The organism is Psychrobacillus sp. NPDC058041, assembly GCF_042885655.1.
Classification (GTDB): Bacteria; Bacillota; Bacilli; order Bacillales_A; family Planococcaceae; genus Psychrobacillus.
The window spans coordinates 57,733-72,246 of the sequence record NZ_JBHVRO010000006.1 but is presented as its reverse complement, the minus strand read 5'-3'; the positions used below and the strand labels follow the sequence as shown (position 1 = coordinate 72,246).

Annotated in this window: 12 protein-coding genes; 2 read left to right on the top strand and 10 right to left on the bottom strand. The window is 34.6% G+C overall.

Annotation, left to right across the window (positions count from 1 at the left end; genetic code table 11):
* Window positions 1-10: 10 nt before the first annotated feature.
* The 7 genes from prmA to ACFVR1_RS11015 all read right to left on the bottom strand — a co-directional run bounded on the left by prmA (window position 11) and on the right by ACFVR1_RS11015 (window position 8,113).
* Window positions 11-955 (bottom strand): 50S ribosomal protein L11 methyltransferase, encoded by a 945-nt coding sequence (gene prmA / locus ACFVR1_RS11045; RefSeq protein WP_387584015.1) that lies wholly within the window; start codon window positions 953-955, stop codon window positions 11-13.
* Window positions 956-970: 15 nt separating this feature from the next.
* Window positions 971-2,089: a molecular chaperone DnaJ gene (gene dnaJ, locus ACFVR1_RS11040; protein ID WP_387584013.1), complete on the bottom strand. Its 1,119-nt coding sequence runs from the start codon at window positions 2,087-2,089 to the stop codon at window positions 971-973.
* Between the two features lie 121 nt (window positions 2,090-2,210).
* A complete protein-coding gene (dnaK, locus tag ACFVR1_RS11035) occupies window positions 2,211-4,037 on the bottom strand; it encodes a molecular chaperone DnaK (RefSeq protein ID WP_387584012.1) in 1,827 nt (608 codons plus the stop codon).
* 155 nt (window positions 4,038-4,192) lie between these two features.
* Window positions 4,193-4,759 (bottom strand): nucleotide exchange factor GrpE, encoded by a 567-nt coding sequence (grpE, locus tag ACFVR1_RS11030; RefSeq protein ID WP_387584011.1) that lies wholly within the window; start codon window positions 4,757-4,759, stop codon window positions 4,193-4,195.
* A gap of 13 nt (window positions 4,760-4,772) precedes the next feature.
* Window positions 4,773-5,810 carry a heat-inducible transcriptional repressor HrcA gene (gene hrcA, locus ACFVR1_RS11025; RefSeq protein WP_387584009.1) on the bottom strand — a complete coding sequence of 346 codons (1,038 nt, stop codon included), beginning with the start codon at window positions 5,808-5,810 and terminating at the stop codon, window positions 4,773-4,775.
* A 96-nt stretch (window positions 5,811-5,906) separates the two neighbouring features.
* Window positions 5,907-7,040 (bottom strand): radical SAM family heme chaperone HemW, encoded by a 1,134-nt coding sequence (gene hemW / locus ACFVR1_RS11020; protein ID WP_387584007.1) that lies wholly within the window; start codon window positions 7,038-7,040, stop codon window positions 5,907-5,909.
* Between the two features lie 317 nt (window positions 7,041-7,357).
* The gene (locus tag ACFVR1_RS11015; protein ID WP_387584005.1) at window positions 7,358-8,113 is read right to left on the bottom strand and encodes a polysaccharide deacetylase family protein; all 756 of its coding nucleotides are present in this window, start codon (window positions 8,111-8,113) and stop codon (window positions 7,358-7,360) included.
* A gap of 562 nt (window positions 8,114-8,675) precedes the next feature.
* Between ACFVR1_RS11015 and ACFVR1_RS11010 the strand changes: the two genes are divergently transcribed.
* Complete coding sequence (locus tag ACFVR1_RS11010; RefSeq protein ID WP_387584003.1) at window positions 8,676-8,966, top strand: hypothetical protein; 291 nt, start codon at window positions 8,676-8,678, stop codon at window positions 8,964-8,966.
* A 704-nt stretch (window positions 8,967-9,670) separates the two neighbouring features.
* On the opposite strand, the gene lepA is transcribed toward ACFVR1_RS11010, so the two are convergent.
* From lepA to gpr, 3 genes are all read right to left on the bottom strand, one after another.
* Entirely contained in the window at window positions 9,671-11,500 is a 1,830-nt protein-coding gene (lepA, locus tag ACFVR1_RS11005; RefSeq protein WP_387584002.1) for a translation elongation factor 4, read from the bottom strand.
* A gap of 512 nt (window positions 11,501-12,012) precedes the next feature.
* Window positions 12,013-12,807: a stage II sporulation protein P gene (spoIIP, locus tag ACFVR1_RS11000; protein WP_387584001.1), complete on the bottom strand. Its 795-nt coding sequence runs from the start codon at window positions 12,805-12,807 to the stop codon at window positions 12,013-12,015.
* A gap of 158 nt (window positions 12,808-12,965) precedes the next feature.
* Entirely contained in the window at window positions 12,966-13,982 is a 1,017-nt protein-coding gene (gene gpr, locus ACFVR1_RS10995) for a GPR endopeptidase (RefSeq protein ID WP_387584000.1), read from the bottom strand.
* Window positions 13,983-14,142: 160 nt separating this feature from the next.
* Here gpr and rpsT point away from each other — a divergent pair, with 160 nt between their 5' ends.
* Window positions 14,143-14,391: a 30S ribosomal protein S20 gene (rpsT, locus tag ACFVR1_RS10990; RefSeq protein ID WP_387583999.1), complete on the top strand. Its 249-nt coding sequence runs from the start codon at window positions 14,143-14,145 to the stop codon at window positions 14,389-14,391.
* Window positions 14,392-14,514 lie beyond the last annotated feature (123 nt).

Sequence of the window (14,514 nt, the reverse complement as noted above, 5' to 3'; positions counted from 1 at the left end):
AATAATCTCCTTATAGAAGCGGTTTTCTAGAAATAATTGTAACCCAATCTTCCATCATCATCACTTCTTCAATTTCAAAGCCTGATTTTTGCAATGCTTTTTTAACATCTTCTTTTTTAGCGGATATTATTCCAGAAGTTATAAATAAACCTTTTTCCTTCACAATTGAGAATGACTCATCCGTAAATGTCATAATAATTTCAGCAAGAATATTCGCGATGACGATATCTGCCTGTTCATTTACATTGTCAAGTAAATTACCACGTGTCACTTCAATCAAATGTTCAACATGATTTAATGCTATATTTTCTTTAGCAGAAGCTACTGCTACTTCATCTAAATCGAGTGCATGAATAGATGTTGCTCCAAGTTTTGCTGCACCAATAGAAAGTACCCCTGAACCGGTTCCTACATCTATTACTTTTGAATTTGGTTGCACTGTTTTTTCTAGTGCTTGAAGACACATAACTGTTGTTGGATGTGTACCTGTACCAAATGCCATACCAGGGTCAAGCTCTATTATTAATTCATCTGTACTAACTCTTTCATAGTCTTCCCATGTAGGAACAATAGTAAAACGATTAGAAATTTTAACTGGATGGTAGTATTTTTTCCAAGCTGTTGCCCAATCTTCTTCGTCTACTTCTTGAACTGTTACAATATTATGACCAATGTCAATATTAAAGTTTTGTAAGTTGTTAACCGCAAGTTTGATCTCTTCAACTGTTTCTAATAGAAAGCTAGTTTCTGCTAAATATGCTTTTACACGAACTCCATCTACTGGAAAATCATCTGGGTTTAAGCTATAAATTTCACCAAATCTATCTTCTCTTTCTCTTACTAACTCTTCCGAATCTTCAATGACGACCCCACTCGCACCAGCTTCATGCAAAATATTACTTATCGCGTCAACTGCTTCATTTGTTGTATGAATAGATAACTCAGACCATTTCACTTGCACACAACTCCTTTACTCACCTTTTAATGTCTTTTTAATCTTATCGAACAATGAACTTCCCTGCTCTTCAGGAATATCTCCACTTATTTGTGCAAATTCACGAAGTAATTGCTTTTGTTTTTCAGTTAGTTTTTTCGGAGTAATCACTTTTACAATCACGTGCTGATCTCCAACACCATATCCATGAACGTTCTTAACACCTTTTCCTTTTAATCGGAATTTCGTTTGGGATTGAGTTCCGGCAGGTATTTTTAATTTTACTTTACCTTGCACGGTAGGTACTTCAATTTCGTCCCCTAGCGCTGCCTGAGCATACGTTAATGGTAACTCATAATAAATATCGTCACCATCGCGTTCAAAACGTGGATCTGCTTTTACACGGAATACAATGTATAAATCACCGGCTGGACCACCATTTACCCCCGGTTCCCCTTGACCACTTACGCGAAGTTGTTGGCCATCGTCTACACCAGCTGGAATGGTAACTTTAATTTTTTTACGTTTATTAACAGTACCTTTTCCATGACAAGTAGAACATTTGTCTTTAATGATTTTACCAGTTCCATGACAGTGGTTACATGAACGTTTTGTCTGAATGCGGCCGAATGGAGTGTCTTGGGTAACATTTACTTGGCCAGCTCCATTACAATGTGTACATGTTTCAGGATGTGTTCCAGGTTTTGCACCTGTTCCACTACATGTATCACAATTTTCTTCTTTTGCAATCTCAATTTCTTTTTCTTTACCAAATACCGCTTCCTCAAATTCAATTGTCATCGAATACTGAAGGTCATCACCTTTTCTTGGTGCATTTGGATCTCTTCTGCGTGATCCACCTCCACCGAAGAATGAACTGAAAATGTCTTCAAAGCCGAAGCCATCTCCACCACCGAAACCACCAAATCCTTGGTTCGGTCCTGCGTGGCCAAATTGATCATATTGCGCTCGTTTTTGGTCATCACTTAACACTTCGTATGCTTCTGATATTTCTTTGAACTTTTCTTCTGCATCTGCTGCTTTGTTAATATCTGGGTGATATTGTTTCGAAAGCTTTCGGTATGCTTTTTTAATTTCATCCTGTGAAGCACCTTTAGACAATCCAAGTACTTCATAGTAATCACGTTTATTCATAGTTCACTCTCCCGATCTTATAGCCTACACATAAAGTTTATTGTAACATGGACAAAATATTAATAGCAAAACATTGAAAAAGCCAAAGCCGAAAACGGTCTTTGACTTTTTCTACCAAATCTTACTTGTCTTTATCGTCGTTTACTTCTTCAAATTCTGCGTCTACAACACCGTCATCGTTTGAGCCTGCATCACCGCTATTAGCAGCAGCTTCTGCTTGCGCTTGTTCATACAATTTCATCGTTAACTGTTGAACAATTTCATTTAATTTATCTTTTTTAGTTTTAATTTCTTCTAAGTTTCCAACTTCTAATGCCGCTTTTAACTCTTCTTTTGCATCTTCAGCTGATTTTTTCTCATCTTCTGATACTTTATCTTCAAGGTCTTTTAATGTTTTTTCTGTCATAAATACTAATTGATCAGCTTCATTTTTCACTTCAGCTTCTTCTTTACGAACTTTATCAGCTTCAGCGTTAGCTTCTGCTTCTTTTACCATACGTTCGATTTCTTCATCAGAAAGGGATGAATTCGATTGAATTGTAATATTTTGTTCTTTCCCTGTTCCCATATCTTTCGCTTTAACATTTACAATACCATTTTTGTCAATATCGAATGTAACCTCGATTTGTGGAATACCACGTGGTGCTGGTGGAATATCCGAAAGTTGGAAACGACCAAGTGTTTTATTATCCGTTGCCATTGGACGTTCACCTTGTAATACGTGAATGTCAACTGCTGGTTGGTTATCAGCTGCAGTAGAGAATGTTTGAGATTTTGAAGTTGGAATTGTTGTATTTCGATCGATTAATTTCGTAAATACTCCACCCATTGTTTCGATTCCCAATGAAAGAGGTGTTACGTCAAGTAATACAACGTCTTTTACATCTCCAGTTAATACTCCACCTTGAACTGCTGCACCCATAGCTACTACTTCATCTGGGTTAACACCTTTATGTGGTTCTTTTCCAGTTTCTTTTTTAATCGCATCTTGTACGGCTGGAATACGAGTAGACCCACCTACAAGGATAACTTTGTCGATTTGAGAAGCTGATAATCCTGCATCTTTCATTGCTTGACGAGTTGGTACCATTGTACGCTCTACTAGGCTTGATGTTAAATCATCAAATTTCGCACGAGTCATTGTAACTTCTAAGTGAAGAGGTCCAGCTTCTCCAGCAGTAATGAATGGAAGTGAAATTTGTGTTGAAGTTACACCTGATAAATCTTTTTTCGCTTTTTCAGCTGCATCTTTTAGACGTTGAACAGCCATTTTATCTTGTGATAAATCAATACCATTATCTTTTTTGAATTCTTGTACTAAGTAATCCATTAATACTTGGTCAAAGTCATCCCCACCAAGACGATTATCTCCAGCTGTTGCAAGAACTTCAAATACGCCATCACCAAGTTCTAATATTGATACGTCAAATGTACCGCCGCCTAAGTCATATACTAGAATTTTTTCGTCATGATCCATTTTATCTAAACCATATGCAAGTGCAGCAGCAGTTGGTTCATTGATAATACGTTCTACTTCTAGACCTGCAATACGTCCAGCGTCTTTTGTTGCTTGACGCTCTGCGTCGTTAAAATAAGCAGGAACTGTAATAACAGCTTTCGTTACTTTTTCTCCTAAGTATTCTTCAGCATATCCTTTTAAGTATTGAAGAATCATTGCAGATACTTCTTGTGGTGTATAATCTTTATCTTCTGCTTTAACTTTTTCATTTGTACCCATTAAACGTTTAACAGAAGAAATTGTATTTGGGTTTGTTATGGATTGGCGTTTTGCAACTTCCCCAACTTGTTTTTCTCCGTTTTTAAAAGCAACTACAGATGGTGTTGTTCGGTTACCTTCTGGATTTGGAATTACCTTTGGTTCTCCACCTTCTAATACAGATACACATGAGTTTGTTGTTCCTAAGTCAATACCAATAATTTTAGACATATAATTTTCCTCCTAATTTATCACTAAGTATAGTGTTACTCTGTAGAATGCTTCTTCTCATACTGATTGAAAACGCTTATGAGTCGCTAAACTGAGTTCGGGACGGTTCCATTCCCACATCTGGGGAGCATGAACTCATTTTTCAACAGCCTGAACTATTCGTTTACTTTAACCATTGAAGGTCGAAGTATTCTATCTTTTAACTTATACCCTTTTTGTAATTCTTGAAGCACAATTCCTGGTTCCTTTGAATCGTCCTTATCCTGCATTACTGCTTGATGGAAATTTGGGTCAAAAGGGACACCTTCCGATTCAATTTGCTCAAGACCCTCTTTGGATACAGCATCAAGTAAAGTGCGATAAACCATGTCTACACCTTTTACTAAAGAAGCTGCTTCTTCTGAAGTCGTTTGAATAGCTAGTGCTCTTTCAAAGTTGTCTAGTACTGGCAAGATATCAGTTAAGACTGATTGAGCACGGTACTTGTAATCTGCTTCCTTATCTAGTTGAACTCGACGCTTATAATTTTCAAAATCCGCTCTTAACCGAATGGACTTATTTTTTTCATCTTCCAATTCTTGTTTTACAAGTGCAAGTTCATCTACTTCTAAAGCCTCTTCGATAGATTCTTCAGGTGTTTCTTCTACAGAAGTTGTTTCTGCTTGTTCATCCAACTTTTCAGTTTCTAATTCTTCCACTATTTCATCTTTTTGTTTTGGCATGCTTGCATCTCCCTTATCCATGATGGCCATTTAATATTCTAGATAATTCTCTTGATAAATCGGTACTCATAACATCAAGCAAAGAAACAACACGTTTATAGTCCATTCGTGTGGGACCTATAATCGCAATTGAACCCATCTGTTCTTCTCCTATAGCATAAGATGCAGTAATAACACTGCAGTCTTCCATGGCAAGATGATTGTTTTCTGAACCGATGCGTATTCTTATCCCTTTTTTATCAACGGGGAAAATACTAGGAATTTGACTTACATGATCCATCAGGTACATAATACTACGAGCTTTTTCAAGATCATTAAATTCTGGTTGATTTAACAGATGCATTTTACCGCCGTAGTATACTTTTTCCTCTTGCTCTATCATCATCGATTTATTAAATGAACTTAACAAGTTATTAAAATGTCCAACTTTCTGTTTCAACAATAAACGAGTTACTGCCTCCAACTTTACGGGTAATTCATGCAATGGTACCCCTATTAAGCTGTCATTTAACAAATTAACCATTCGTTCAATATCCGATGAAGTATAGGACTCTGGGATTGAAAATACTCGATTTTCAACATGTCCACTATCTGTAACGATAATCGCAACTGCAGTATCATCTGTAAGAGGAACTATAGAAAATCGTTTAACCCGATGTTTTTTAACATCCATTCCTAGTAATATGGAGGTGTAATTCGTTAGTTCAGACAAGATTTTTGCTGATTTACGAATAACTTGCTCCGTCTCCACCATTCGTTCTTCAAAAACAGATCGAATTTGCTTGATCTCGTCTTTTGATATTCGTTGCGGAGTTAACATATTGTCTACATAATAACGGTATCCTTTTTCCGAAGGGACACGCCCAGACGAAGTATGTGTTTTTTCTAAGTATCCCATATCTTCTAAATCTGCCATATCATTTCGAATAGTAGCAGGACTATATGGTACTTCCTCCTTTTTCGAAATTTGACGAGATCCAACTGGCTGAGCGGTTTCAATAAAATCATCTACCGTTACTTGCAATATTAATAATTGCCGATTAGTTAGCATGATTATCACCTCTGTTAGCACTCGTTCGTTGAGAGTGCTAATACTCATATAAAAGGTATCAAATCTAAAGAAAACTGTCAATGAATATGATCTTAATTATCTAAGAAAATATTGAAATACTTCATTTCCAACAAATCGCCCTCGACGTGTAAGTTTTACAAAATCATCTTCCAATATAATTAATTCATTTTGAATAAGTTCATCTAATTCTTTACCATACACATTTTGTAGAGTCTTTCCATAACGAATTTCAAATTTCTTTAAAGAAATCCCTGCGTTTTTACGTAATCCCAAAAACATTTCTTCTTCCATTTTTTCAATATCTGTTACTTCTTTTTTTTGCATAATTGGTTTTTCATTTGATTCCAAAGATTCCATATACTTTTTTAATGGTCCGTGATTTGAATATCGAATATTATTTACATACCCATGAGCTCCTGCTCCTAGCCCTAAATATTCATCATTATCCCAGTAAAGTAAGTTATGTCTGGATTCTTTCTCTTTAAAAGAAAAGTTACTTATTTCATATTGATTGTATCCCTGCTTTTGCATCTCATCCAATAAATAACTATACATCTCAGCTTCTAAATCTTCTCCAGGTAAGGAAAGCTTGCCTTTTGACATTAAGTTATAAAACACCGTTTTTGGCTCAACTAATAATGAATATGCTGATATATGCGGTATTTTTAATCGATACGCTTCTTTTAATGAATGCTCCCACTGTTCCATCGTTTGGTTGGGTAAACCATACATTAAATCCATGCTTATAGATGGAAAACCTATCTGTTTAGCATTTTCAATTACTGAATACACATGCTCATTCGAATGCGTTCTACCAAGTACTTTTAGAAGATCTTGATCGAACGTTTGAACTCCCATACTTAATCTATTTACACCAAAAGAGCGCATAAGTTTCATTTTTTCAAATGTTAGCTCATCAGGATTAGCTTCTGATGTAAATTCAATTATTTTATTCATTGGAATATGTGAATGAATAAGAGTAAATAATCGCTCTAATTGCTTTTCGGTTAACGAGGTAGGTGTACCTCCACCTATAAAAATAGTTTCGATTGAGGAATTTTTCAATTGCTCTTTATACATTGTCATTTCTTTACCTAATGACTCAATATACTCGTCCACTGGTTGATTATGAAAGAAAAATTTATTGAAGTCACAATAATTGCAAATTTGATGACAAAAAGGAATATGGATATATATACCACGTACCATATGATTCCCTACTTTCTATAAAGTAAAAAGGAGGCTAAAAATGCCTCCTTCTCCTTTTTTATTTATTCTGACTCGTCCCTCTACAGGACAGCATAGCTATTTGAAGTGGCGAGCCTTTTCCTCATTGTAGTTTAACGTTTTTTTGTTTTACTTGCAAATCATTGTCACATAGGGTTTTTATAAGTGTTTTGTATTTGAAGTTGCTTCTCTGATAATTACAATTCTCCAGACATCATGGTAACAATCATAATTACAGGAAAAATAAATTAAAATACAAATAATCAATTCATATTTGATGCTTTGTTGCTCATTCAAAATTAGTCGTATTTTTTCTCTTTTTTATTTCTTAATTCTTCCTTTTTTTGTAGATCAATAAGCTCTGAGATAGTAACAAATTTATATCCTTGTTTTTGAAGTTCCGGCAATATCTTTTCTAACGCTTTAACTGTCTGACTCCGATTTCCTCCTCCATCATGAAATAAAATTATATTGCCTGGTTTTGTTCCATTTAACACTGTTTTTATTATTCGATGTACACCTGGATTTCTCCAATCCTCTGTATCCATATGCCAAGACCACATAACAACCTTGTATCCGTTTTTCACCAAACTTTGTATCATATTATCTGTATATTGTCCCTCAACCGGTCGGAAGAGCTCCGGATGGTAGCCTGTGATACTATAAATTAAATCATTTGTTTTTTTTATCTCTATCTCTAATTTAGGGATAGTCGTTTTTATCGGATGGGTATAGGTATGATTAGCAATTTCATGGCCATCGTTGTATTGTCGTAATAAAAGCTCAGGGTTTTTTTCTGCATTTTCACCAACAACAAAAAAGGTGGCTTTGGCATTGTACTTCTCTAAAAGGTCTAATATGTCTGCTGTATATTTAGCATGTGGACCATCGTCAAATGTAATTGCCACTACTTTTTCTTCCGTTTTGATTTCCCAGACAACCTCACCTGTTTGTTCGTAGTAACGTCTACCCTTGTCTGCAGATGTTGTATTAACCATCACGAACGTAATTCCCATAAAAAATAGTACTAATAAAAACAGATATTTATTTTTCATAAATCACATTCCAATCTTTTAATGACTAATCTTTGCTTACTTTTTGTCTACTTGCACCTATTTATACCTTTTCTTTGTGTTATTTTTATCTAAAACCATTACGTCGTTTTAAATTCGGCTTCGAGTTGAAAAGATCTGATTTTCTCCCAAATTTCATCCATATTTCCCACAAATTCTAGTTCACTTTCAGAATGAAGTTCTCTCTCTCTCGCTGGTCTAAACTTTGATATTCATAAGATTGTCATGGTCACATTAAGACTTTTGTAATAATTAATTTCTTAATATAGTATATTTTAGTGAGGAGTGTGATTATATTTTTCTAGTAAGAATTAAAAAACAAAATTTTGATTTGATAACAAGTTCTGAACTTAGTCAAAAATGCTTTGAACCACTTATTAATATTTATAAAACAGAAGTAACAAAAAATACAAATTTCACTAAATTTAAAGAACAATTCTACGAACAACTCACTGAAGGTCAAAGGGCATTATTTATGTTTTATGCTTATTACAATCATGCTAGTAAATCACTTAACGAATTCTATTGGTGGAGTGCATATTATATGGCTCAGCCTAAAAGTTGGTTAGCAATAAAAGCTGGTATTAAATATTTTAATGATGAACCCATGCTTTCACTTCTTGAAGAAATTGAAATAGTACTTAAACAACATAATCACCCAGATACATTAGAGAATTTTGCAGTGACACACGAAGAACTAGACCAAAACAAAGAACTTCAAGATTCTGTCAGCTCTCTTCATGCAAGATTGAATAGTACTTCTCCGCTTTCTATTGGAAAAATAAATAATTACATTGAAAAAAACATACATGAATTTGTTGAAATAGTTGCCTAGCTTTTAATAATTCGTGACAATAAAGATAAATAAATACTCAACAGATCCCCTAACGAAACTTAACGCTTTCATCTTCTTGAAACTATTATGGTTCTCCGATATATATTTTATTAAACGAACTATTGGAGCTGATAAAAATGGATTTGATTTTATGAATCACTATTTTCTCAGGTGTTTTTATCGCAATATTCTCCACTAATCGCAAAAGTAAAAAGAAAAAATGAAACTTCTTAATGTTGAATTCGGAATGTGTAAATTTCAGATAGCCCCTTAATTGGTGGATAGATTCCTAAACTAAGAGTAGCTTTTTTGCTGCTCTTTTCTTCTAACTACTAATTGAGATTTTATTCGTAGCAATATCCAAAAGAGTGATAGCAAATAAGAAGTGGTTCCATGTATTACTATTTTGATTTCAGTTTTCGGAATGATAAAAGGGATAAGAACGAAGATTGAACAGAATGCATCTGGAGTAATTAATTTAACTGGAGGCTTAACAGAATAAGAGCAACTATTGAGTATGAAAATACTGTTTCTATATCTTTAATTGTTCTTCTTAAATTGCAGTAAAGTAATTTAAGAGGTTTTGGTTAGATTGAATTATGGTTGATATAAAATAGCTTGCCACCAAAAGTAAATTGTGGTGGCAAGCCGGTGGCAAACAACATATTGTTTTATTATTCGTTAATATAAAACCTTGATAAAACTTACTTATTCGGCTCGTCCATTTTAAGAACAGCCATAAATGCTTCTTGTGGTACCTCGACAGAACCAACTTGCTTCATACGTTTTTTACCTTCTTTTTGCTTTTCAAGAAGCTTACGTTTACGTGAAATATCTCCACCGTAACATTTAGCTAAAACGTTTTTACCTATTGATTTAATGGTAGATCGAGCCACAATTTTTTGACCAATCGCTGCTTGAACTGGAACTTCAAACTGCTGCCTTGGAATAAGGGCTTTTAATTTTTCAACAATTACTTTTCCACGGTCATAGGCAAAATCTTTGTGGACGATAAAGCTTAATGCATCTACTTTTTCACTATTTAGAAGGATATCCATTTTCACTAGTTTAGATTCTTTATACCCAATCAATTCATAATCAAAAGATGCATAACCTTTTGTACTTGATTTTAAAGAGTCAAAGAAATCATAAACAATTTCAGAAAGTGGAATTTCATATATAATGTTTACACGAGCAGAAGATAAGTAATCCATCGTTATAAAGTTACCTCGTTTACGTTGACATAATTCCATAACAGATCCTACATAATCTTCCGGAACCATTATAGAAGCTTTCACAAACGGTTCTTCAATAGTATCTACTTTTTGTACATCTGGCATCATTGATGGGTTGTCTACTTTGATGGTTTCTCCATTTGTTAACTTTACATCGTAGATAACACTTGGTGCCGTAGTAATTAAGTCGATTTTAAATTCGCGCTCAATACGTTCTTGGATAATTTCCATGTGAAGTAATCCTAAGAAGCCACAACGGTAACCAAATCCAAGTGCTTGAGAAGTTTCAGGTTCAAACTCTAAAGCAGAATCATTAAGTTGCAATTTTTCTAATGCATCACGTAAGTCTACGTATTTAGAATTATCAATTGGATATAATCCACAGAACACCATAGGATTCATCTTTCGATAACCCTCAAGTGGTTCAGATGCTGGATTAGAAGCCAAAGTGATAGTATCCCCAACGCTCGAATCACCTACATTTTTCATAGATGCCGTTAAAAATCCAACGTCCCCAACAGTCAGTTCTGAACGCATAGTCGCTTTCGGGGTAAACACACCAGTTTCAACAACTTCAAATTCCTTACCAGAAGACATCATTTTGATCGTATCACCAGGTTTAACTGTACCTTCCATAATTCGAATGTACACAATTACTCCTCTGTATGGATCGAATAATGAGTCGAATATAAGCGCTTTTAACGGGGCTGAAGGATCTCCAGACGGTGCAGGTACTTTTTCAACAATCTGTTCTAAAATCTCTTCTATACCTATACCTGCTTTTGCAGAAGCATGTACTGCTTCTGATGCGTCTAGTCCTATGACTTCTTCTACCTCTTTTTTAACACGTTCTGGATCTGCAGCAGGCAAATCTATTTTATTTATAACAGGTAATATTTCTAAATTATTATCTAAAGCTAAATACACATTTGCAAGCGTCTGAGCTTCTATACCTTGCGCTGCGTCGACAACTAGGATCGCACCTTCACATGCAGCTAAGCTTCTGGAAACCTCATACGTAAAATCGACATGTCCTGGAGTGTCAATTAGGTGAAAAATATACTCTTCTCCATCCTTAGCTGTATAGGTTAATTGTACAGCATTTAATTTGATGGTAATTCCTCTTTCGCGTTCCAAATCCATTGAATCGAGTAATTGGTCTTTCATTTCACGTGAAGTTAATGTTTGTGTTTTTTCTAAAATACGATCCGCTAATGTTGATTTTCCATGGTCAATATGTGCGATGATAGAAAAATTACGAATTTTTTTCTGTCGGTCCATTCTTTGTTCATGATTCATACTTGTTCACTCCTAAATCAAATACGCCTTGGCATTTTTGCTTTCAGATTTTTATCGAGCTTGCACGAAAATCTGCGGCATCCACCGGAGGCATTTACTTTATTCAACAGGGATCTGTGTTATCCCTCTAAATTGTTACGCTATTTTACATTCTTCTTGCTATTCATTAGAAGTGATAGACTTCAGCTGAATGAAGTTAAACTACTAAGAATTATAACAGACATAGTGCCTTTAAGTAACGCTTAATAGTCCCTTATATTTATTTTTCCCCAGAATTTAATCTTAACAAAAACCTGATACTAAGACAATCTAGTGAAAAAGAAAAACTCAATAGCATTTATGCAGTTAATAAAATCAATAAAGATTGATTTCCTAGTAATACATTGCCCACTACCTTATAGATACTTGCTATCTACACCAATATTGAGCATTCTGCTGCTATAAAATGTCTGATGAAATTGTCCAATGAATTTAAAAAGAGATTAAGCGACAATCGCTTAATCTCTTTTAATTTAAGATGGTATTTTCTGATTGAACATATTAGAGACAGCTTTTGCTAAAATTGCAATGGAGCGATCTACCTCTTGTTCGGTATTATCAACACCACCTAGTTCAACTACTAATAAATTTTTAGCGAGATCTTGGTTGTATACTCCATCTACACCTTTACCTGTTTTAACAATAACTCCTCTTGATATTCCAGGAACTAATTTATTTAATTGGTCAGAAAGGTTTTGAGCTAGTTGTTCATTCCATCTGTAGTTGGCATGCTCTCCACCAATAACAAATATAAATTTTGCATAGGTTTCTTCACCACTTTGAAGAGTTGTGACTGCTGCTTTCAGTGCGTCTCTATGAATATCCAATACAATATCATAATCACTATGTGCAATTGCATTCTGAACAAATGGGCGAATTGTATTATAATTATCCATTACTTCTGGGTTATGGTCCTCTAAAAACTGAGTATCTACTTGATGAAATGCGAATTGGGCCGCTATTTGATCTTGAAAAGAAGAAATATTGGTTAAAGAGTCATAGACGGCAATTTTTTCACCTTTTTCAGCTAGTATCGGCCGATATGCTTCATGAGCATGCGTGAAATAAACAAACGCTTTTTTAGGTTCTATTATTTCTGTAATGTCCGGTTTTGATTCTAATTGGGCCGCATAAACTACAGGCGTGTCCTCTTTTTTATTTTCTGCTTTTTGTTGCATTGAAAGAGGTGTTTGGATAGTAGCGATAATAATAGGAGCTAAAAATAATAGTAATAAAATGCTCGTTAAATTCTTTAGGGAATTAGCCATAATTTCCACTCTCCTCAAATAATCGTATGATGAGAAGAGCTTTTTTAGAACAATTAGGCATTCGTCTAGACTATCTTTCCTCAGCGACGAGCTTGCACTAAGGAATCAAATGACTCACTTTTTAATCAATCGGTATGCTAGTGTACAAAAAACATCAATTATCGATTAGAAATCCAAGTTTCAATTCCATCTGATAATAAATATGCATATTGTTCCACCCAAGCATCTGTCTCTTTTGGTGTCACAAATAAGCTTGGGGTTTTTCCAACAAAAACTTCTTCAAACAACTTTCTTTTTTCATCTGTCGGCCAAGTTACCCACTCTCCAAAAATTGGTTGTAAAACTTTTTTATCAATCGTAGTTTTCTTGCTAGATACCATAGGAGTTACAGCTAAAGCAGAGGATGGACTTCCTTTTTCTTCTATTTTAGATGCAATATAATGTATGACATGTTCCATTGCATCCGCGTATAGAACAGGACCGTCTACTACCATTGGAATCCCAATAGCAGTTACTGGTACTCCGTAAACTTCCTCAGATACTTCTTTTCTTTGATTTCCAACCCCAGACCCAGGATGGATTCCTGTATTTGTAAGTTGAATAGTTTTACATAGTCTTTCACTGTTTCTTGCCGCTAGTGCATCTAAAACAATAATTAAGTCAGGTTCAAAAGCATTGCTTATCGCCTCAATAAAATGACTTGTTTCAAATCCTGTTTGTCCCGTCACCCCAGGTGCATACATAACTACTTTTACATTTTCTTCATTTTGTGATAAAGAAGATCCTTGTAAATACTCTATCGCTTTCGGACCAATTGCATCCGGAGTAATAGTAGAATTTCCTAGTCCAATTATTAATACTTTAGAAGACTTTGTTAAAGTTAAGTGTTGATGCATCTCTTCTAACTTTTGAATAAAGATTTTCTTCAATGCTTCAAAGCTTTCATTATCATCAGGATGTACCGTCAAATCAGTTAATGTTATATATTTTCCTTTTTTCTTTCCTATTTGTTTTTCCCCATTTTCATCTACTTCAATGGAGGTTATTAAAACTGCACCATTTCTACTTTCTTCAAACTTTATACCTTCTGAATCCTTTAAAACATCTTTTTCTCCTTTAGTTCTATGCTTTACCATTTCTTCCGTTTCATCTAATAAATCCGTTCGTCCCCACATAAAATCACCTCCAAAATAGTTTGTACTAAGTGTCAAGTAAATATTCTTTGCATTTATATATTGCAATTTGTTTTTTCGTTTGTTAAAATAATGCTTGTTGTATTAGACAGTTTTCAACACATTAAAGTATCATCTCAGACCTTACTAGGAGGTGAAAGGTATGCCAAATATTAAATCCGCTATTAAACGTGTTAAGAAAAATGAGACTTTAAATGCTCAAAATGCACAAGCAAAATCAGCTATGCGTACTGCTGTAAAAAAAGCTGATACTGCTGCACTTAATAACGAAGAAAACGCAAAAGATCTTATTAAATCTGCTATCAAACAATTAGAGAAAGCAGCTTCAAAAGGTTTAATTCATAAAAACGCAGCTACTCGTAAGAAAGCTCAATTAATGAAAAAAGCGTAATAAAAAAGACTGATCCGATATCTATCGGTCAGTCTTTCTTTTTTAAAACTAATAGGAACATTCCAGACCTTCAGAAATTTGATTTGCTCCCCTTTTTTTACCAACTTCGTTTGATATTAGTGA

Bases quoted from the DNA above. Each gene is read 5' to 3' on its own strand.
- dnaJ (WP_387584013.1), bottom strand. From the start codon at position 2,089: ATGAATAAACGTGATTACTATGAAGTACTTGGATTGTCTAAAGGTGCT.
- dnaK (WP_387584012.1), bottom strand. From the start codon at position 4,037: ATGTCTAAAATTATTGGTATTGACTTAGGAACAACAAACTCATGTGTA.
- grpE (WP_387584011.1), bottom strand. From the start codon at position 4,759: ATGCCAAAACAAAAAGATGAAATAGTGGAAGAATTAGAAACTGAAAAG.
- hrcA (WP_387584009.1), bottom strand. From the start codon at position 5,810: ATGCTAACTAATCGGCAATTATTAATATTGCAAGTAACGGTAGATGAT.
- hemW (WP_387584007.1), bottom strand. From the start codon at position 7,040: ATGGTACGTGGTATATATATCCATATTCCTTTTTGTCATCAAATTTGC.
- ACFVR1_RS11015 (WP_387584005.1), bottom strand. From the start codon at position 8,113: ATGAAAAATAAATATCTGTTTTTATTAGTACTATTTTTTATGGGAATT.
- ACFVR1_RS11010 (WP_387584003.1), top strand. From the start codon at position 8,676: ATGGCTCAGCCTAAAAGTTGGTTAGCAATAAAAGCTGGTATTAAATAT.
- lepA (WP_387584002.1), bottom strand. From the start codon at position 11,500: ATGAATCATGAACAAAGAATGGACCGACAGAAAAAAATTCGTAATTTT.
- spoIIP (WP_387584001.1), bottom strand. From the start codon at position 12,807: ATGGCTAATTCCCTAAAGAATTTAACGAGCATTTTATTACTATTATTT.
- gpr (WP_387584000.1), bottom strand. From the start codon at position 13,982: ATGTGGGGACGAACGGATTTATTAGATGAAACGGAAGAAATGGTAAAG.
- rpsT (WP_387583999.1), top strand. From the start codon at position 14,143: ATGCCAAATATTAAATCCGCTATTAAACGTGTTAAGAAAAATGAGACT.